We start from the raw sequence: 19,256 nt of genomic DNA on the forward strand, positions 1-19,256 counted from the left end.
TTTATTATAAAAACAATAGTTTTTTCTTAGAATAATGTTTAATGTACAGTTCCTAGCAAATCAAGTAAAAATTATCAAATAAAAAAAGCTGTCTGGCGACAGCTCTTAGTTTGCAACAGACCATTCAATATGGTCTAAAAATTTGTAGACATCTTCATATACTTTCTCACGTTCTTTATCTAACGTAATGATATGCCCTGAATTTTCATACCAAATGATTTCTTTATCATCTGTTTTAACTGTATCTATAATAAACGGAGCACTTTGTTGATAGAGCTCATCGTCTAATAAACCTTGCAATACTAAAGTTGGAGCTTTAATTGTTGATAAATCTTCGCGTGTTTCTTCAGTTAAACGAGTAACGCCATCTAAAGAATCTTTTGGCGTAATGCGTAATTCGTGTAATTCTGAAATAATTTGGTCTTTTGATTTGTTTTCAAAGTGTTTATAAAGTCTTGCGTAATTGTATAAACGTGTAAACAAGCCATTCGAACTAGCGCGTGTTATCGGCGCACACATGGCAACAACACCTTTTACAGGGAATTGTTCAGCTACTTTTAAAGAAAAGACTCCGCCAAGTGAAATGCCTACTACTGCAATTTCTTCATAGCCTTTATTTTTTAGGAAGTTGTAGCCTTCTACTACATCATTCCACCAATCTTCTGGCTTTGTTTCAAGCAGGGCTTCCGGTTCTACCCCATGCCCACTATAAATAGGTGCATGCACAGTATAACCACGTTTGGATAAAAATTCCCCTAGCTTTTTCACGTCTTTTGTGCTACCTGTAAACCCATGCAGTAATAGTACGGCTTTTTTGCCTCCCTCAATTGTTAGAGGTTGTGGCTTTGTTAACTTCATTTTATAATATCCCCTTCACGGAAATTTGTGTATGTGTATTTTATGTGTCTATCTTAACACCCTTTATTCATAATGTACAATTTATAGTTTTTATCGTTTCGATACGTTTTATGCATGAATGATGTAAGGTTGAAGCCCTGTAAACCGCTCTTTGTTAGTACTAAAAAATTTTAAAATTTACTTTATAAAAAATCCATTGTATAGCCTTTTAAAAATTTTCCTCGTTTCCTATACTTCCTATCTTTTTCCCGTTATAATGCAGGTAACTAATAGTAATACTATTTTTGGAGAGGTGATCCTATGGAGTGGCAACAATTGGAATATTTTGCTACAGTCGCAAAGCTTGAGCATATGACACGCGCTGCTGAAGTATTAGCTATCTCACAGCCTGCACTTAGTCGATCGATTTCAAAGCTTGAGGAAGAGTTAGGAGTACCTTTATTTGACCGCCAAGGACGCTCTATCATGCTAAATCGTTATGGTGAACTATTTCTATATCGTGTGCAACGTATGCGCAAAGAATATGAAAAGGCAGTGTTAGAATTACAAGAACTTAATAATCCCGAGCTTGGAGATGTATCACTCGGCTTTTTACATACACTCGGAACAAGTATTGTCCCTGATTTGATCCGCGCATTTCGCCAGCATCATCCGCATATTCGCTTTCATTTCACACAAAACTATTCACATTCACAGTTAAAGCAGCTCATTGCAGGTGAGTTGGACCTTTGCTTACTTGCAGCTATCAACACTGAACCACCTGTTTGTTGGAAAGAATTGTGGCGCGACGAGCTTTACATAATGGTGCCTATTGATCACCATCTTGCCAATCGGAAAAGCATTAAAATGAAAGAACTAGAGAATGAAAACTTTGTGCTAATGAAAAAAGGCTATGCATTGCGTCGTACGGCTGATCGATTATTAAATGCTGCGGGCATTAAGCCTAAAATTACGTATGAAGGCGATGAAGTCTCGACTGTTGCAGGGTTTGTAGGTGCCGGTCTTGGTGTTTCACTTTTACCTGATGATGAAGATTTAAACCCCAAAAAAGTCGTGAAAATTCATGTTGAAGATATGGTTTGTGAACGTATTATTGGCATGGCTTGGATTGAAAATCGTTATCTTCCACCATCCGCACGCCAGTTTCAAAAATTTGTCTTTGACTATTATGATAAAGAATAATCTCGGCATCATATTGAAAGCCTGGAGCAAAAGACAAAAAGTGTTAGATTGATCGCCATCAATCTAACACTTTTTGCTATATCTTTATTGTAGCCAATGTATTCTTTACTACGTTAATTCCCTATATATTTTATTTCGTAAGAAAACATATCTGTCGTGTCCCCACTAAGTTCAAATAGCCCCTGTTCAGCCAAGGTGAAAAGTCTATATTCAATAAATGCTTCGCTTATATAGTCATTAATTTTATTAATAGTTTGCCCAACAACAGTTCCTGGTGAAAGCCATAACTCCTTGTTGTTAGCTTGTAAATCCTTTGCACATTCAATGATTACTGCATCATATTCGGATTCCTCTGTATGCACAATCGTATGTTCCCAGACGCGCAATGTACTAGAATTTTGCTTCAGCACTTCCCATTCTTTAGCAAGTCGGCGGCACTCCTCAATTGTAAAGCGCTTCGCATCTGGTCGCAGCTTCATCAGCATATCGGACGATAGTTCTCCCGTATAGCGAATGGACATATCTGGTTGAATTCGTTTTAATCCTTCCGTAGCATCAATTCCAAAAACCATACTACATTTATTTATAAATTCACTCATCACATAGCGTAAAGCAATTTCTTCGTGTGAATTTTGGCTATACCATATCCAAACATCCGTATCACAAGGGATGCCGGCAATTGATTTCTTCCATATATTATGGTAATCCTCGTATAATTCTCGTTCCTCTATATCTCTAAATATATTGGTATCTAGCCATTTTTTTCGATTTTCCAAACTCGTCAGTGGTCCAATCGTAAAAATATCATTGACACAAATCACTGCCTCTTCTCGCTGTAAATGATGTTGTCGTATCGCATGCTTAATAGACCCTTGTGTAGACAAGCTAAAGGTAATATGTAGGATAGCCATAAAACCCCTCCTTTTATTGTTTACTTAGTGCGATTTTTATGCCGATAATTGTAAATAGTACACCTTGCACCAGATTCAAACGTTTAGCAATAGCTGGTTTTCCTATAATCATATTTCTAACTTTTCCCGCAAAAATACTAAATAGTGAAAACAGTATTAGTGCCTGCACTAAAAATACCATACCCAAAATAAGCATCTGTAACGCCACTTGTCCTTGCAATGGATTTACAAACTGTGGCAATAGTGCTAAGAAAAATAAAGAAACTTTTGGATTTAAAATATTCATCAAAATCCCTTTACGATATAACAACATGAAAGATTGTCGATTCTGCTGTTCCAAAGTAAATGGATCATCCTTTGCTCGAAATGACTGCCAAGCCAAATATAATAAATAAGCAGCCCCTGCAAATTTCACAATTGAAAAAATAACAGTCGATTGATAAACAATTGCAGAGATACCTAAAACTGCAGCACCAATATGCACAAGCAATCCTGTACAAAGACCTAGTGATGTGGCAATACCTGCCTTCTTATCTTGCGTAATGCTTTGCGCAAGAACAAATAAATTATCCGGTCCTGGCATTAATGTTAAAATGATGGCCGCTCCTAAAAATGTTAGTAACGTTGAAATTTCCAATTCTTCCCCTTCTTCCTACTGCTATTAGAAAAAAATATAATTTTTTGGCTTTATTTTCATTATACTACACGTTTTGCACTACTTTAGTTGCGAGTTTATGACTATATATAGAATTTTTCTTAAAATTTTTTTATCATTGATGGCTCGTTCATTCAACATTTCTTTTCGCTTATGCTTTATAATTAACCATATATAATGGTTATATTACGTATTGCATCCAGAAAGAGGTGATTTGCCGATGGCAGTCAGTGATATAGTTCAAGAATTTGAGGACGAGCAAGGGCATGTCCTATATAAAATGAAAACACATAATATCGACGTTCAAGCTACGCAATCCTCTGGCCTCGCACCCGTTATTACCTATTGGATTGGTGACAAGGAGATAACCGAAGATATTCGTAGTTTACGTTTTAGCCCAAGACCCCCATCAAGTTATATTCAAGATTACGATGAATTTCAATCTATGCTCTACGCAAAAGAGCAGCGCGCCATCAATCAACTCTATGAAAGAATGAGCATTAAGCCAAAAAACATGACAACAGGAAAACAACTATTATGGAGTTTCTTTGTTATGATTTTGGCGATGTTACCATTATTCATTGCCATTTGGTGGTTTAAATAGTGCATATGTTTTGCACTAAATATAGTTTATCCTTAAATTTTATAGATTTTTTCAATTCAGCTTGACAGACACTAAGAAGTAGTGCATTCTTTATTCAATTACTTGTTCGAAAAGAGCATCTCGGTCAAATCTCGACCTCGATCTCCTCATACAATGAAAACGAACGAAGACTAGTACGTAGAAACTAATTGATAAGAGAGCGATACCCACCGGCTGCAAGGTATTGTACAAAAAAGACTACAGAACCTACTTCGTGAAACGTCCTAGCCAAACTAGGCGCAGTCTCTAGCGTTATGAGCAAAGTGGAATATCTCAAGATATTCAATGTAGGTGGTACCACGGAAAGCAACCTTTTCGTCCTAATTTATTTAGGACGAGAAGGTTTTTTTATTTTTATTTGTAATAAAGTGGCGATCACAAATGGTGAACTGGAGGAATTGTGATGGAAAGAAAAAGAATCGTCGTAAAAATTGGCAGTAGTTCCTTAACGAATGCGAAAGGCGAAATTGACAAAGTACGCTTAATGGACCATGTGCAAGCCATTGCGGAATTAAAAAAATGCGGTCATGAAGTGCTACTTGTATCTTCAGGTGCAGTAGCAGCAGGCTTTAAACAACTAGGCTACCCTTCTCGTCCAGTAACAGTAAAAGGAAAACAAGCAGCTGCCGCAGTCGGCCAGAGTTTACTTATCCAAACGTATCATGCATTATTTAGCATTTATGATATAACGCCTGCCCAAATTTTACTTACACGTACTGATTTTTCGAAAAAAGAGCGCTATAAAAATGCCTATGCTACATTTGAGGAATTGTTAGAGCGTGCCATGCTACCAATTATTAACGAAAACGATACTGTATCCGTTAGTGAGTTAACTTTTGGCGATAATGATATGCTGTCAGCTCTTGTCAGTGGACTCGTGCATGCAGATCAGCTCATTATTCTCACAGACATAAATGGTTTATATGATGCTAATCCCAATAAAAATCCGCAAGCAAAGCGCATTGATCGATTAACTCAAGTGACAGATGAAATGCTAGGCTTCGCTGATGGTGCAGGCTCTAAAGTTGGCACTGGTGGCATGGAGTCTAAACTATTGGCAGCCCGTGCAGCTTTAAATGCTGGTGTAAAAGTTTTTATCGGCACTGGCTATGGCGCACATAAACTCATCGATATTATGAATGGTCATGGAGATGGCACGTATGTTGAACATGAGGCGCTTGCTGTCTTAACTAACAATAAACAATGGATAGCACTCACAGAAATTTCTGGTAAAATTTTTGTAGACAACGGTGCTGAACATGCCTTATTAGAGAATGGAAAAAGTTTACTACCTGCTGGCGTCTATCGGGTTGAAGGTGATTTTGCACAAGGAGATGTTGTAGAGGTTTATAGTGATAGTAGACTACTTGGACGGGGCGAAGTTTTATATTCTTCTCTTGAACTAGCACATGCAATGGGTAAACGGACTGATGAGTTAACGAACTATCCAATCGAAGTTATTCATCGTGATAAATGGTTAAAAGGACAGACACATTAAGGAGGACTAAAAATGACAAGCGAGGTTTACCTAAAAGGACAACGCGCAAAAGCCGCGAGTTATATATTAAATATTAAAACCACATGTGAGAAAAATGAGGCTTTAACAAAAATAGCTGAGCAATTATTGATCGATCAAGAGACGATAATTGCAGAAAATGGTAAGGATTTAGCAGCCGGCAAAGAAATGGGCATGCCCGCTTCGACACTTGATCGCATTATGTTAAATGAAGACCGTATTGCAGCAATGGCCGATGCCATTCATTTATTAGTAACATTAAATGACCCTGTTGGCACAATCCTTGAACGTATTGAGAAAGATAACGGCTTACAGATTGAAAAACGCATGGTACCTATTGGTGTCATCGGCATGATTTACGAAGCAAGACCAAATGTGACAGTAGATGCGGCTACTTTATCGTTAAAAACCGGGAATGCAGTTATTTTACGAGGAAGCTCTTCTGCAAAGTATTCAAATATAGCACTTGTTGCAAGTATTCATCGAGCACTTGAAAAAACCTCTATCCCTGTTGATGCAGTACAACTCATCGAAGATACAAGTCGTGAAACGGCAAAGGAATTATTCCATCTAAAAGAATACCTTGATGTATTAATTCCACGTGGTGGGAAAGCACTTATTGATTTAGTCGTGCGCGAAGCTTCTGTACCTGTGTTGGAAACAGGGGCAGGTAATTGTCATATTTACGTGGACCAAACTGCTGATTATGTAAAAGCAGAAAGAATCTGTTTAAACGCTAAAACACAACGCCCTTCTGTTTGTAATGCCGCTGAAAGCTTACTGATTCATCCCCACTGGTTTAGTGAATATGGACCAAAGTTGCTAAATGCTTTACACAATGCGGGTGTAACAATTATCGGTGATGCAGCAGTTTGCCAAGCGTTCGATTTTGCACAGCTCGCTACAGCGGAGGACTTTGCAACAGAATATTTAGATTTAAAAATAAGCGTTAAAATTGTTGAAAATGTATTTGAGGCCATCGAACATATTAATCATTATGGAACAAACCATTCCGAAGCTATTATTTCAGAAGACCAACTTGTAGCGGAGACATTTTTAAATAATGTCGATGCGGCAGCCGTTTACCATAATGCCTCTACTCGTTTTACTGATGGCTTTGAGTTCGGCTATGGCGCTGAAATCGGCATTAGTACACAAAAATTACATGCACGAGGGCCAATGGGCTTACCTGCATTAACCTCTACAAAATATTTTATTCATGGCAATGGGCAAATCCGCGAATAACGACTTTTTACCAATAGCTAAAACCGACAGTCCTCTACGCTGTCGGTTTCCTCAAAACTTTTTAGAAAGAAGGTTTGATATGCAAGCTTCAGCCATTATAAAATTGACGATATCAATGGCCATTTTTGGTTCCATTGGCTTTTTCACGATCCATACGGGCGTACCTGCTCTCGAGCTTGTCTTTATTCGTTGTATATGTGCCACTCTCTTTCTTAGTGCCTTGTGGCTTATAACAGGAGGCCATAAAACTGAAGTTTGGCACAAAAAAGAAATTGTACGTACACTTTTATGCGGCGTCTTTATCGTCCTAAATTGGGTTTTTTTATTTAAAGCATTTGAAGAGATGTCGATTTCAATAGCCATCTCCATTTATAATCTAGCTCCGATTTTTGTCCTTATTTTAGGCGCACTGTTTTTAAAAGAGAAAATGACTATTCAAGCTCTTGTCGCCACATTGACTTGTTTTATTGGTAGTATTTTCATTATCGGTTTACATAATTTTATTACTTTGTCTGAATTTTTGCAGTCAGGCTTTATTTGGGCATTACTCTCTGCTTTGTTCTATGCTTTGACAATGTTAACGAGCCGCATAATAACACAGTTAAGTTCCTATGCTTTAACATTTATCCAAACGACAGTTGGTATCATTATACTTTTACCTTTTGTGGATTTTTCCCTATTTGAAGGATTAACAACGACGAATTGGCTCTATATTTTAGGTACAGGCTTTATTCATACTGGATTTGTCTATTATTTATTTTTCGATAGTATTCGCAATTTATCTACGATTCTAGTGTCTGTTTTAGTATTTGTTGATCCTGTCGTTGCGATTTTATTAGATATGTTATTACTGGATTTTATGCCTAGCATTATGCAAACTGTGGGCATTCTATTAATTTTCGGCGGGATTTTTTATACGATTTACATTCCAAAACAATCTAAAAAGGAGGTTTAATATGCGGAAACTGTATGCTATTGGCGAGTTGTTAATTGATTTCACCCCTTCTGGTCAAGGTGGTTCGCTTCTTACAGTCGAACAATTCACGAAAAATGCTGGTGGTGCCCCTGCCAATGTTGCCGCTGTCTGTGCAAAATTAGGGCAACTTGCCGCATTACTTACCCAGGTAGGTCAAGATGCATTTGGTGATTTTTTAATCAAGACAGTCAAACAAGCCGGCGTAGACACTCGTTATATCGCACAAACTACGGAAGGTGAAACAAGTCTCGCCTTCGTTTCTTTAACAGCCGATGGAGAGCGTGATTTTTTATTTTACCGAAAAAATGCAGCAGATTTACTTTATCGTCCAGAACAATTGCCCGCCAATTTACTAACAGCCAATGACATCCTCCACTTTTGCTCGGTGAACTTGGTGGACAGCCCCATGAAGCAAACGCATGAGGCGATGATTGCCCAAGCACATCAGGCGGGTTGTCTTGTATCATTTGATCCGAATGTACGCCTCCCTTTGTGGCATGACGCAGAAGCTTGTCGACAAACCATTTTTCATTTTCTACCAAAAGCGCATATTGTGAAACTTTCTGATGAGGAGCTAAAGTTTTTAACGCAAATTAAAGATGAAAAGTTAGCGGTTGAATCATTATTCCAAGGGAAAATCCAAGTGCTTTTCGTGACCCATGGTGCACAAGGAGCTAGTTTATATACGAAGGATCAACATGTAAAAGTAGCGGCTAATAACGTACAGGCCATCGATACAACAGGTGCAGGTGATGCCTTTATCGGTGCTATTTTAAGTATGTTGTTGCAAAAGAATATTACGATAGATGACATCAAAGCCTTTTGCGAAACATTTGCTACGCCCCTTCTTTCCTTTGCCAATCTATACGCTAGTGCATCCATAACAAAACATGGTGCCATCCCTTCCTTTCCAACTCTACAGGAAGTACCCTTTTCATTTTAAATAAAAGACTCCATTTTGACAGCATCAAAATGGAGTTTGTTTTTAGAGTTTTCTTTAACATCGATACAAAAATGCACCTAAATCCCGCTTTGTGGATCTTTTATATTTCAATTAATGCTTAAATAAAGTTATTTTCCAATAATATGAAACTTATTTCTTTGCTAGGAAGTCTTAAAAGGAAAAGAAAAAAATGGGAGGGTATAATGGAGTATTCAGAAATCATAGTATTTCTTATAGTTTATAGTGGATTGATTACGTTTTTTTTGCTTCCATTTCGAAGTGGAATGAACGTAATCAAACAACGAAAAGGTCAGATAAAGTTCACTCAAATTTTTAAGGAGAATTTTATTGGAATTATTTTTCATAAGAAAGCAATACTTGCCGTAATTCTACTAATTTTTACGCTATTTTACGTTTGGTCAGCATACGCAGATACAGAATATCATTTTAATGCTCACAATGGGTATCCTTCAATTAGTTTAGAGTTAAACGCTCTCTATTCTATGATTGGTGTGTTTCTGTACACAGTTGTACTTGCTTTATGTATAGCATTTTTGAAAACATTAAAAATAGTAAAAGCTGTACGTTAACAACAAGGTCAATTCAAGCATTACGCATATCTTCAATTGAATATGATATAAATTAAAAAATTAATTAACGTTCCCAAATGCAAGTTGGAGACACATTAAAAATGCACGAACGTTGTTAAATCAACGTTTCGTGCCCTTTTGTATGAATATTAGGTTATGCAGCATTTAATACAGATGATGCACACCCTGGATGGAACGGTGTTCATCCTTGCTGAGCTTGTTCTTTATTTGTATAAAAACTTGTATAGCAAGTCTCTTATCGAATTAATCAGTACCTTTTCTTATTCAACAATCTGGCCTTTTAATGCAAATAATCGCTGATTCTTATTAGAGAATCGCGCCCGGTTGTTGAAAATCGTTTTTCAGTGTCTTAAACTTTTATTTGGAAAGGATATTGGAATACTGATTGCACGAAAGCACATGCTAGTTGAATTTTACGAGTTTCTTAACATTTACAGCTCGACGTGATTGTTCTTTTAAATGTGGATTTTCTTCAAGGTCAAACGATACTATGTCACCTTTAGTAAGTGATCTAAAACCATCCATTTGAATACCACTAAAGTGTACCCATATGTCATCCTCACCTTCAATTGAAATCCATCCCCAACCCTCGTCTTCGTAATAAATTTTACAGACACCTTTAATGTTATGTCTCATTATAAAACCTCCATTTTCATAAGGTAAAGTCATTATATAACTACCAGTTAGTAGAGTTGAAAATATTCCTAAACGGTCGTTTAGTTACATAGCTTAAAAAACGTTATTCATTAATAGGGCCCTTTAATAAAAACGAGCAACGAGCGATGGTTCTTGTTACACAATCGCGCCCGATTGTTGAAGATCGTTATTTCAATTAAATATACAGGTTTTTATTCAATTATCACTATTTGCATAATCTTGAAAAGTATTATCGTAGCCCTGTTTAATATTTGCATAAAAATCTGTATAGACAATATTCAAAGGAAAATCCAAGGAAAATTGGTTTAACAGCATTTCTTGGATTTCCGTTTCTTTCCAAACTTCAATTTGGGAACGTTATTAAGTTCATTTATGTATACGCTATAAATCTTTGTTGCACTAAAACATTTGTTTAACAAGAGCAAAATAGATAATCTTATTTTATACTGTCAATCAATTTTTTAATCTCTTCCTCATTATTGACCGAACCTGTAAATCCATTTACGATTATTCCATCCTCGTTAATTAAATAGGTTGTTGGATAGCTAAGAACCTTATATAACTTCTCTACTTCGCCTTCACTGTCTAACAACACAGGGTAAGTTAATCCATAGGAATCCACAAAACCTTGCACTTTGTTACCATTTATTTCTCTTTTAGTCATGTTTACTGCAATAATCTCTACATTCTCTAAGTCCTTGTGTTTTTTATAATAATTCTCCATGTAAGGCATCTCAACTTTACAAGGTCCGCACCACGACGCCCAAAAGTTAAGAAATACTTTTTTCCCTTTATAATCAGACAACCTAAATAATTCCCCCGATAAACCTTGTAATTCAAAATCAGGAGCTAAATTATTTTTTTCAAGGCCAATATCAAAATCATTACTCGACAATTGATTAGACTGATCTTCTATCATACCGCTTGGATACTCTTCTACTACTAGATTGGTTTTAATAAGTACAACAACCATGTAAGTAATAATTAAAATTGAAATAATCATTCCAATAATAGTCTTTGCTTTCATTAATTCACCTCCTTGAACATTAAAAGCAATTCCCTTTTTTCAGCAAACCTACTGCGTTAATTGAAGTATAACCTTTCCAAACCCTCGTTTGCTTTTTATAAAAAGTTGTTATCCTACAATCAGGTCCGATTGTTGGATAAGGTATTTAAAATTTATGTAATTATAAAAATAATAATAATCAGCGTTATCACGATAATACTTATTAAAGCTTTCGCTTTTGTTTTACGAATTACACTTTCAGTTAATTGAGGTTCTTCTTTGTACATCCCTCGCCTTCCCAGTAATAAACTTTTTTCCGGATTGAAATAGGTCCAAAATAAAACCCCATATACTATAAGGATTGGCAATATTATCTCCACACTCACAACACCTCCCAAAAAATAATTTGTTAGCTATTTTCATTTTCATTTAAGAAATGTAAATCTTCAATTGTTATTTGCTGTGGATTTATGCGAAGTATATTTTTAGAAGGCATTTTATCACTGTGCCATATTGACCAAAACTCCACGCGATTTTCTTCTGCAACATGTCTCTTAATATAGTCAACGAGTTGTATAAAAGTTGTTTCATTTACAGTCCCTCTCACCTTATAAATATAAGGCTTTTGAATTTGTCCTCCTGCTGCTATAGGCGGATTTTTTCTACAAGGAAGAATTTCAAAATGGCCCCGTAAAGAAAAATGATATTCTTCGAAAGTTATATTTAATTTTTTTAAAATTCGCTTCAACTGGACACTTTTATATGATAAGTAATCTTCCTCTAGGGATTTTCTTTGAACAGTAGGTAAGGGGCTTTTTGAAGCAAAATAACGATAATGGCTCTCCTTCTAACTATTTTATAAATATTATACCAAATAATGTAACATTCAATTTAGATAGTTATCAATCTTTTGTTTAGCAACACTTCTTAAAAGTATGTTATTCAACAATATGGCTCTTTAACTAAAGAAGGCACAATTCTTTTTCAAGAATTGCGCCCGATTGTTGAATATCGTTATGGAAAATTATCTAGAAATTTTTAAAACAGCCTATATTGATGAACAATTATAATTAATGCCCCATCGTTTGCATCTCACTCCATAAAATATGTTTTAAAGAGTAAGATACTTCAGGGGGTCTTCTCAACTCTTTGTTGTGAATTTTATTTTTTCTAGTGTACTAAACTATCCAAATCCGGCTGTAATTTATTCCGTAAAACATACAGCATAATAGCCCCTACAAGGAATGAAACGGCATCCGCAATAACAAGCGACCAGACTACTCCGTGGAAGCCATACATATGATTGGCGATAAATAACACAGGAATCAGGGTAATCCCCTGGATAATTGACATAATAAACGCAGCAGTTCCTTGTGCTGTGGCTTGGAATATACCTGTAAACAACGTAGTTATTCCTGTAATAAATAAGGATAAGAATGTTACATGCAAAATGTAACTTCCCATTTCAATTAAATATGGATCATTTGTAAATAAACCTATTAAGTTATCAGATATCAGATAAACGGTAACGCCGAATACGAAGGCTAACGCCACAATCATTTTAATTGTAAATCCGATAGTCTGCTTCATACGCATTTTATTCGCTGTAAAAGAAAAGGCGATAAGGGGCACTACTCCTTCGCATAAACCCATCATAATAAACTCAGGAAATTGCAATAAACGTGATGATATCCCGTAAGCAGCTACTGCCTGATCCCCATAATCTACTAGAAATTGGTTTAAGATGAGCGACATTGCACCCAAAAAAATACTCATAATAAAAACGGGTACTCCAATTTTAAATACATTACTCATAATCTCTTTAGAAGCCTTAAACCATTTGACTGAGACAGTTAAGAATTGGCTTTTATATCTTATATAAAAAGCGTAAAATCCACTGGCAACAACGTTTGAAATTACTGTAGCGGTCGCAACCCCAGTTACGCTCCAATGGAAGCCAAAAATGAATAGTGCATCTAAAATAATATTCACGACAACGCTGATTATCATACCAATCATAGATGTGATTGCTGCACCTTCTGAGCGCACGATATTCTCCAGTGTGAAGAACAATATGACGAATGGTGAGCCTATAATCATAATTGTGACATAGTCCTTTGTGAATTCGAAGGAGTCAGATGTTGCTCCTAGACCATTAACGATTTGATTGATTAACGGAAGCCCTACAGCTATTACGATAAGACCAAGCACTAAGCTACTATATAGAGCAAATGAAGAAACATGCTTTACATCATCATATTTTTTCTCGCCTAGCAAACGTGAGATGAATGTACCACTACCCATGCCAATCAAATTTCCTAGCGCCATAATGATTGCGAATAACGGCAAGGTTAATGCAAGCGCAGTTAACATAGCTGTATTGTGTAGTGTGCCAAGGAAATAGGCATTCAAGATGGAATATATGACACTCATTGACGTACCTAGCATCATTGGTACAGCAAAGTGAGCTACAGCCTTTGTGACTGGTGCTTTTTCAAAGTAATAGAGGTTTTCTGCATCCATGTGGATCACTTCTTTCTTTAAAATATTTAACTAACAGTGTTAGTTTGAATCTTACAGTGTTAGATGTTATCATGAACTTATGGATCTGTAAAGAAAAAAACTTACGGTGTTAGATGAAATGGAGGATACGGATGAAAAAACAACAGCCTCAGATTTCGGAGGATAGGATTTTAAAAACCTCGTGGGAGCTTCTTGGAGAGAGTGGCATCGAGAAATTCAGTATGAGACGATTGGCCGACAGACTAGGGATTCAGGCTCCTTCTTTATATTGGTATTTCAAGAGCAAACAAAATCTCTACCAGCGTCTTGCCAACCAGATATCGAAAATAATTTTGGAGGAATTCCACTCAGAGGGAGATTGGAAAGAACAACTGACCGAGCTTGCGATAACGGTACGAAGCGTACTCTGCCGCTATCCATGCTCTACTCAGATCATGATGATGACATTGCCCCATGAACCAGATATCATTCGGTTCACCAACCGTATGCTACAATGTGTGGAATCAACACCGCTTGAGCAAGAGGAGAAAATACAAGTGGTGACTACGCTTGTGAACTATGTCTACTACTTTGTTCTAGACAATTATCAACATGAGCGTAATGTCTCCACTATCCTTGTGGACAAAGATAATCCTCCTGGTGAGGAGATGATTCGCGTTCTGGACTCTATGAATGAAAAGGATGCGGGACTATTCCGGAGAATGTTCACGAATGGGCTGTTTGAGCTGATGGGGTCAGATAGAGCATTTGAATTCGGTTTGAAGCTGATTCTGTTCGGAATAGAGCAAGTGATAAAAGAACAAGTGGAGTAAATATATAAAAAGCCCATCTGTTATCGGATGGGCTTATAGTGCTTCTAATTCACCTAGTGTTGTATCCTTAGAAAGTTGATTTAATTAAAAACTAAAAAGAGCCATTACAATGACTAATAACGATACAGGTAAAAAAACATCCCCAATCAATTGAACACGGTTTTCCGCAAGGTCCTCCTAGAAGCATATTAAGAGATACACAAGCGAAAGAGCATCTTAAAGATTGGGCTGAATGGAATGGGATTAAAGAAAGATCAAACTGTAATATATCAAATTCCTTCCTAAAAAAGTATCGGACTATCTTTTTTAGAGACATAAAAACTAAACTTTGTACTACAACTAAAATTTAAAATACTGTTTACTAAATAGAATTGTTGTAGCTATAAAAATCTTCTTACTTACTTTATTACATTAATTTACTCGGGGAATGGAACTACGGTATACTCAAGCCATCCTGTACGTTTTAATGTTCTTATATCTCTAAATTCTCCATCTTTTTCGACTTCAAAAAGAATATTGTTTTCTGGATAATCTTCATTTAAAAAAGACACTGAATTTTGTTCGTAAGATACCACCTGTACATTTATTAAATACTTCCCTTCACCCAACACTTTACTTTCTTTAAAATCGTTTAAAATATCACTAGCTTTCGGGATTGTATTGTTATTTTCGTAAATATTAAACTTATAATGAAAATTAATAACTGACTCCTTTTTCAAAGGATTCAACGATTCATTTTCTTCGCTTGTTAGTGATGGTAATAATGAATGGGTGTCTATTTTTTCATTCTTTCTAAGGTCTTCAATTAGCCTTTCTTTTTGACCTTTTTCAATATTAAAAGCAAGATAATAATTTTTTGAAAGTTCACCCGAAGCTTCATCCATTAAATGGTATTTTTTGATAATCTGATTAGACACCTTGATAAGTTCGGGATGTTGTTGTATATATGCTTCTTTAAATAGTTGTAAATAAACATCGTCACTATACTTAGGAATAAATTGATTTGTTTCTCGACTAAAGGCTAATCTGAGATTTACATGATAAGGTTTATTGATTTCTACATAACCATACTTACTTTCACCAAGCTCCCCATCATTTTTAGCACTTAGTATGTTATAGTCCTTTATTCCGTAGTTTTCCAAATGACTTTCAACATTTTCTTCTACAAATTTTTTGGGGATTTCGCAACCCGTTAACAAAAGGAGCAAAAAAGCAATTATAATAACAAGATGTTTTTTAAACAATTTAAAATACATAACCATAACCTCTCATCAATTTAGATTATATTTCCTTTAACTCAATTTTTATAAATCCTTGTTTGCCATTAAGTTGAAATACCCTAAACGTGGTTTGGGTACATTTTGCTCTAACCGTTGTAAATCCGTGTATATTTAATAAAATCAATATTATCGTCAAAATCTATAACGCTGCTTCCATCGTAGGGACTCCATCTAATAAAGAGCCCATTCCTCCACCTTTATCCTATCGGACACCAAACTGTGTTCTGCAACAAGTGTTAGTGCTGTATATGATAACCCCATTGCCAATACCCATTTATAGTCGAAGAACATGTTCTTTAGATTTCCTTTGCATAACTAAACTGTGAAATCTGAATTATTGATTACGGAAATCGAATTTTTCATTAGTACCTTCAAGATTACGACCATTATTTACTACTGTTTCATTATCTAACCAATTATTTTTGGCTGTTGATTCTCGATAATTCCAGTAGATATTCTTTGTTTTCCATTACGTTCATTAAATACTAATTCACCTCTTACAGCATCAGAGCTTAAGCTTGGACTCGATAAATAAGCCTTTAAAGTATAGATACCATCAGGTGAGGTTTCTTCAATATGATATTCTCCGTTAGCAACCTGTTCATATCAAAAAATGCCCAATAAACTCCATATCCAATAAACCCCATAAATAAAAAACTAATAATCAGAATTATTTTCACTATCTTATTTCGCTTTGCCCCAATTATGGTTGATTCGGCAGTCATACAATACCCCCTTTTGCACTTTTAAAAAAGTTAAATAATCCCTTTTATTGTAGACTTTTTTAAAAAAATATTGTTCCCAAAACTTTTTTATGTAACATTTCATTACAAAGTATTGTATTCAACTAATCTGCCCCTTTAGTTGAATAACAACATCCTGTGAGCAAGACTGTTTCCTGTATCAGCTTCAAAAATATATACGAAAACAGCCTATATAAAAGACTCCATTTTGACAGCATTCTTTAACATCAATACATAGTCATTTTTTAGAAATGGATTCTATATTTTCTCTAGACAAAAAATATAAAATAATTATAAAATTTAATTATCTTCACTATCGTCGTATAAACATTATTCAACACTATAACTTAATATTCTTCGTTTACTTTAACGGTGACCATAAATGATCGAGAGATTTGCTTGCCCACCATATTAAAAAAAATGTCTCATAAAGTTACTCTCTATTGCGCCAATCTGCAGTTATAGAAAAAATGGATGCTTATCACTACTACATTTAAATCCAGAGTCTATTGATGCGACAGTAGTGAAGTATTCTAAAAGGTAAGGAGAAGGATAAAATGGAAAAAAATCGTCGCTAAAAATGTACAAAGTTTTCACGGCCCTTTTTGCTTTCGCTTGTATTCTCTTTATTTCCAATAGTAGTGCTTCAGCAACTACGTTAAGCCAACAAGAAAAAGAACAACTACATCAACAATATATCGAAATTTTAGAAGAAGTAAAATCTACCGTTACATGGGGAGAAGGTCTTGTAAGCATTGAAGTTTCTCCAATTGAGGATTTTGAAGAAGAAGCTTGGGTTTCATTAGAAGTATTTAGACAACGAGCAATTGAGACGACACAATCTAGCGTGGTGGACATTACTTTTATTGAATTCGAAGAAGATTGGGGTTCAGAAGAAGTATTTAATCACAAAGCAAGTGCAGCGTCACAAACTAACGCCATTACCACTCTTTCAAATAGCATAACGCCATTCTCTTCAACTTCGAGAGTTAGACATGATTCAACTCCTGTTGATATAACAGTATCTGCAAATTTCACAACACAACTAGCTGGTAATCGTCAAATATTTGCTAGCTATTCTAATTTACGCAACACAGCTTCAGAGGGTCATTTTAACCGAACAGGAGTAAATGCTCGTATTACTCGTCTAGGCAGTAATTACGAATTCACGATTGGTGGAAATTTAAATTATCTTGGTTTTACAACTAACCATACATTAAATACAAACTTTATATGTTTGCCAAATGGAGTAGTGTTATAACATCAATCAAAAAGTATATTACTTTATGAGACATCTAACGAATAAAAAGAGTAGCCATCTATGCTGCTCTTTTTCTTTTCTTACATCCACAACAAAACAAAGGAAATTAAGAAGATTGTTTTATTAAATGGCGCTGTTTAAGATTAATTTTTATTTACAGTCTTATTTGGCGAAGCTGTTTGTCAGTTCATCCTAAGTGTTTTCATCAGTAAAAGTCAGTGTGACTGCCTGGACTAAATCCATATCTTCAAATCTGGAAGGAGAAAAGAAATCTTCCATTGCAAAACTTTTCATACTTGAACGGCTGTTGTAAATCATAATCGCAACAGGTATTTCTTGATTGATTTCTATCTTTTGAAATTCTGTCAGATAAACTTTTGAAGAAGCTAGGATTTCATAATCGACATCCTGTATATCGGTTTTATATGAAACCATCGCCGTTGTGTTGATGTTGAAATCTATTGCATAGTTGTCTTTAAGTTTCATTGCAAATGTACCTTCTAAAATATCATCAGGATTAGCATCCGCCCCTAAAAATATCTGTCCCTCGCCTATGACATTCCTCGTCTTCTTTCAAAGTATAAACATTAACTTTAAGGCTTTTTGCAGTTTTAGGCGCTTTGAAAGATACGATATTTATATCCTTTTCAAGTCCTAACGACTCCAACAGATATGTATCGCTTTCTGTTAACTCATAGGGTGCAACACCTTCCTTACTGTGCGATTTCGGCATATCTGTGTTGTTTGAACAAGCAGAAAACACTATTGACGAAATAACTAAAAACATTATAAAAAACTTTCTTATGCTGATTACCTCCCCATTATATAAGTTCCTCTTTCTAAATATATTCAGTGATTTATTTTTCTACTTTTACTACTTTATTGTGGACATTGATCTTGTTCACGACCATTGAATGTATCCTCAAAACTAATGATAGTCAGAATTTTTCAAGACAGAGCAACAATCTATATGAAAATGCCAATTAAAAAATCGATTTTAATAGAATCATAAAGACGTTTGATTAAACTTCTTCAACATCCATACATATTCGATCTTTTAGTAATGTACCTACTAATTGGCTAACACGAACATGTTCCGGATGAATTTGATATTGGAGTAAATGTTCTTGGCTTTCAAATAGGCTATTTAACAGTACTTGTCGATTACTTGATGCTAATGGACTGGTGATAACTTGTAGGGAGATAATCCCCTTGATTTTTTTTGTTAAACTTTCTAATTCCATTTTAACGATTTGTGCATTCAGTATTTGTTGCTCAACGTTAAATTCCTCTTTATGATTCCACATTACAATATGTCTAATCATGCCCATATCCCCCATAGACCTTTTATAATAATCATATAGAATACTATTTCTTTTGACAATTTTTTATTTTTGAACAATATTTGTAAATATTTACGTCTAAGTAGTAAAA

Annotated in this window: 21 protein-coding genes and 1 pseudogene; 9 read left to right on the forward strand and 13 right to left on the reverse strand. The window is 35.3% G+C overall.

From position 1 onward, the window contains the following. Positions 1-105 precede the first annotated feature (105 nt). Complete coding sequence (locus ACIQXI_RS07720) at positions 106-858, reverse strand: alpha/beta hydrolase (protein ID WP_402923173.1); 753 nt, start codon at positions 856-858, stop codon at positions 106-108. Positions 859-1,158: 300 nt separating this feature from the next. On the opposite strand from ACIQXI_RS07720, the gene ACIQXI_RS07725 reads away from it, so the two are divergent. Continuing rightward, positions 1,159-2,040, forward strand: coding sequence for a LysR family transcriptional regulator (locus tag ACIQXI_RS07725; protein WP_402923175.1), 882 nt, complete (start codon positions 1,159-1,161; stop codon positions 2,038-2,040). A 113-nt stretch (positions 2,041-2,153) separates the two neighbouring features. Here the strand turns inward: ACIQXI_RS07725 and ACIQXI_RS07730 are convergent, their stop codons facing one another. Next, a complete protein-coding gene (locus tag ACIQXI_RS07730; RefSeq protein ID WP_402923177.1) occupies positions 2,154-2,951 on the reverse strand; it encodes a DUF1835 domain-containing protein in 798 nt (265 codons plus the stop codon). 13 nt (positions 2,952-2,964) lie between these two features. Continuing rightward, a complete protein-coding gene (locus ACIQXI_RS07735; RefSeq protein ID WP_402923179.1) occupies positions 2,965-3,588 on the reverse strand; it encodes a LysE family translocator in 624 nt (207 codons plus the stop codon). 238 nt (positions 3,589-3,826) lie between these two features. Here ACIQXI_RS07735 and ACIQXI_RS07740 point away from each other — a divergent pair, with 238 nt between their 5' ends. From ACIQXI_RS07740 to ACIQXI_RS07765, 6 genes are all read left to right on the forward strand, one after another. Further along, positions 3,827-4,210, forward strand: a complete 384-nt coding sequence (locus tag ACIQXI_RS07740; protein WP_402923181.1) for a sodium:proton antiporter — start codon at positions 3,827-3,829, stop codon at positions 4,208-4,210. Between the two features lie 442 nt (positions 4,211-4,652). Beyond that, a complete protein-coding gene (gene proB / locus ACIQXI_RS07745) occupies positions 4,653-5,747 on the forward strand; it encodes a glutamate 5-kinase (protein ID WP_402923183.1) in 1,095 nt (364 codons plus the stop codon). Positions 5,748-5,759: 12 nt separating this feature from the next. After that, positions 5,760-7,010, forward strand: coding sequence for a glutamate-5-semialdehyde dehydrogenase (locus tag ACIQXI_RS07750; protein ID WP_402923185.1), 1,251 nt, complete (start codon positions 5,760-5,762; stop codon positions 7,008-7,010). Positions 7,011-7,089: 79 nt separating this feature from the next. Further along, positions 7,090-7,965, forward strand: coding sequence for a DMT family transporter (locus ACIQXI_RS07755; protein WP_402923187.1), 876 nt, complete (start codon positions 7,090-7,092; stop codon positions 7,963-7,965). A 1-nt stretch (position 7,966) separates the two neighbouring features. Further along, the gene (locus ACIQXI_RS07760) at positions 7,967-8,929 is read left to right on the forward strand and encodes a carbohydrate kinase family protein (protein ID WP_402923189.1); all 963 of its coding nucleotides are present in this window, start codon (positions 7,967-7,969) and stop codon (positions 8,927-8,929) included. A 203-nt stretch (positions 8,930-9,132) separates the two neighbouring features. Further along, the gene (locus ACIQXI_RS07765) at positions 9,133-9,519 is read left to right on the forward strand and encodes a hypothetical protein (RefSeq protein ID WP_402923191.1); all 387 of its coding nucleotides are present in this window, start codon (positions 9,133-9,135) and stop codon (positions 9,517-9,519) included. A gap of 423 nt (positions 9,520-9,942) precedes the next feature. Here ACIQXI_RS07765 and ACIQXI_RS07770 read toward each other — a convergent pair whose 3' ends face one another. From ACIQXI_RS07770 to ACIQXI_RS07790, 5 genes are all read right to left on the reverse strand, one after another. Beyond that, positions 9,943-10,176, reverse strand: a complete 234-nt coding sequence (locus ACIQXI_RS07770; RefSeq protein WP_402923192.1) for a cold-shock protein — start codon at positions 10,174-10,176, stop codon at positions 9,943-9,945. Positions 10,177-10,633: 457 nt separating this feature from the next. Beyond that, positions 10,634-11,224 (reverse strand): redoxin domain-containing protein, encoded by a 591-nt coding sequence (locus ACIQXI_RS07775; RefSeq protein ID WP_402923194.1) that lies wholly within the window; start codon positions 11,222-11,224, stop codon positions 10,634-10,636. Positions 11,225-11,376: 152 nt separating this feature from the next. Next, the gene (locus ACIQXI_RS07780; protein WP_402923195.1) at positions 11,377-11,583 is read right to left on the reverse strand and encodes a hypothetical protein; all 207 of its coding nucleotides are present in this window, start codon (positions 11,581-11,583) and stop codon (positions 11,377-11,379) included. Between the two features lie 29 nt (positions 11,584-11,612). Further along, on the reverse strand, positions 11,613-11,951 hold the full coding sequence (locus ACIQXI_RS07785) for a hypothetical protein (protein WP_402923197.1): 339 nt from the start codon (positions 11,949-11,951) through the stop codon (positions 11,613-11,615). 422 nt (positions 11,952-12,373) lie between these two features. Continuing rightward, entirely contained in the window at positions 12,374-13,726 is a 1,353-nt protein-coding gene (locus tag ACIQXI_RS07790) for an MATE family efflux transporter (protein WP_402923199.1), read from the reverse strand. A 131-nt stretch (positions 13,727-13,857) separates the two neighbouring features. Here ACIQXI_RS07790 and ACIQXI_RS07795 point away from each other — a divergent pair, with 131 nt between their 5' ends. Further along, positions 13,858-14,538, forward strand: a complete 681-nt coding sequence (locus ACIQXI_RS07795; RefSeq protein ID WP_402923200.1) for a TetR/AcrR family transcriptional regulator — start codon at positions 13,858-13,860, stop codon at positions 14,536-14,538. Between the two features lie 416 nt (positions 14,539-14,954). Here ACIQXI_RS07795 and ACIQXI_RS07800 read toward each other — a convergent pair whose 3' ends face one another. The 3 genes and pseudogenes from ACIQXI_RS07800 to ACIQXI_RS07810 form a co-directional block, all read right to left on the reverse strand. After that, the gene (locus ACIQXI_RS07800; RefSeq protein ID WP_402923202.1) at positions 14,955-15,794 is read right to left on the reverse strand and encodes an RNA-binding protein; all 840 of its coding nucleotides are present in this window, start codon (positions 15,792-15,794) and stop codon (positions 14,955-14,957) included. A 358-nt stretch (positions 15,795-16,152) separates the two neighbouring features. After that, positions 16,153-16,272, reverse strand: a complete 120-nt coding sequence (locus ACIQXI_RS07805) for a DUF5412 family protein (protein WP_402925710.1) — start codon at positions 16,270-16,272, stop codon at positions 16,153-16,155. Further along, positions 16,227-16,543 (reverse strand): annotated as a pseudogene (locus ACIQXI_RS07810) (DUF5412 family protein). The gene ACIQXI_RS07805 and the pseudogene ACIQXI_RS07810 overlap by 46 nt, the downstream one beginning before the upstream one ends. 598 nt (positions 16,544-17,141) lie before the next feature. Here ACIQXI_RS07810 and ACIQXI_RS07815 point away from each other — a divergent pair. Beyond that, positions 17,142-17,822, forward strand: coding sequence for a hypothetical protein (locus ACIQXI_RS07815; protein ID WP_402923204.1), 681 nt, complete (start codon positions 17,142-17,144; stop codon positions 17,820-17,822). A 192-nt stretch (positions 17,823-18,014) separates the two neighbouring features. Here ACIQXI_RS07815 and ACIQXI_RS07820 read toward each other — a convergent pair whose 3' ends face one another. Next, complete coding sequence (locus tag ACIQXI_RS07820; RefSeq protein WP_402923206.1) at positions 18,015-18,308, reverse strand: hypothetical protein; 294 nt, start codon at positions 18,306-18,308, stop codon at positions 18,015-18,017. A gap of 536 nt (positions 18,309-18,844) precedes the next feature. Continuing rightward, positions 18,845-19,147 carry a Dabb family protein gene (locus ACIQXI_RS07825; RefSeq protein ID WP_402923208.1) on the reverse strand — a complete coding sequence of 101 codons (303 nt, stop codon included), beginning with the start codon at positions 19,145-19,147 and terminating at the stop codon, positions 18,845-18,847. Between the last annotated feature and the right edge of the window lie 109 nt (positions 19,148-19,256).

It is taken from the genome of Lysinibacillus sp. NPDC097195 (assembly GCF_044762075.1).
Classification (GTDB): Bacteria; Bacillota; Bacilli; order Bacillales_A; family Planococcaceae; genus Lysinibacillus.

Bases quoted from the DNA above. Each gene is read 5' to 3' on its own strand.
- ACIQXI_RS07720 (WP_402923173.1), bottom strand. From the start codon at position 858: ATGAAGTTAACAAAGCCACAACCTCTAACAATTGAGGGAGGCAAAAAA.
- ACIQXI_RS07725 (WP_402923175.1), top strand. From the start codon at position 1,159: ATGGAGTGGCAACAATTGGAATATTTTGCTACAGTCGCAAAGCTTGAG.
- ACIQXI_RS07730 (WP_402923177.1), bottom strand. From the start codon at position 2,951: ATGGCTATCCTACATATTACCTTTAGCTTGTCTACACAAGGGTCTATT.
- ACIQXI_RS07740 (WP_402923181.1), top strand. From the start codon at position 3,827: ATGGCAGTCAGTGATATAGTTCAAGAATTTGAGGACGAGCAAGGGCAT.
- proB (WP_402923183.1), top strand. From the start codon at position 4,653: ATGGAAAGAAAAAGAATCGTCGTAAAAATTGGCAGTAGTTCCTTAACG.
- ACIQXI_RS07750 (WP_402923185.1), top strand. From the start codon at position 5,760: ATGACAAGCGAGGTTTACCTAAAAGGACAACGCGCAAAAGCCGCGAGT.
- ACIQXI_RS07755 (WP_402923187.1), top strand. From the start codon at position 7,090: ATGCAAGCTTCAGCCATTATAAAATTGACGATATCAATGGCCATTTTT.
- ACIQXI_RS07760 (WP_402923189.1), top strand. From the start codon at position 7,967: ATGCGGAAACTGTATGCTATTGGCGAGTTGTTAATTGATTTCACCCCT.
- ACIQXI_RS07765 (WP_402923191.1), top strand. From the start codon at position 9,133: ATGGAGTATTCAGAAATCATAGTATTTCTTATAGTTTATAGTGGATTG.
- ACIQXI_RS07770 (WP_402923192.1), bottom strand. From the start codon at position 10,176: ATGAGACATAACATTAAAGGTGTCTGTAAAATTTATTACGAAGACGAG.
- ACIQXI_RS07775 (WP_402923194.1), bottom strand. From the start codon at position 11,224: ATGAAAGCAAAGACTATTATTGGAATGATTATTTCAATTTTAATTATT.
- ACIQXI_RS07790 (WP_402923199.1), bottom strand. From the start codon at position 13,726: ATGGATGCAGAAAACCTCTATTACTTTGAAAAAGCACCAGTCACAAAG.
- ACIQXI_RS07795 (WP_402923200.1), top strand. From the start codon at position 13,858: ATGAAAAAACAACAGCCTCAGATTTCGGAGGATAGGATTTTAAAAACC.
- ACIQXI_RS07800 (WP_402923202.1), bottom strand. From the start codon at position 15,794: ATGTATTTTAAATTGTTTAAAAAACATCTTGTTATTATAATTGCTTTT.
- ACIQXI_RS07815 (WP_402923204.1), top strand. From the start codon at position 17,142: ATGTACAAAGTTTTCACGGCCCTTTTTGCTTTCGCTTGTATTCTCTTT.
- ACIQXI_RS07820 (WP_402923206.1), bottom strand. From the start codon at position 18,308: ATGAAACTTAAAGACAACTATGCAATAGATTTCAACATCAACACAACG.
- ACIQXI_RS07825 (WP_402923208.1), bottom strand. From the start codon at position 19,147: ATGATTAGACATATTGTAATGTGGAATCATAAAGAGGAATTTAACGTT.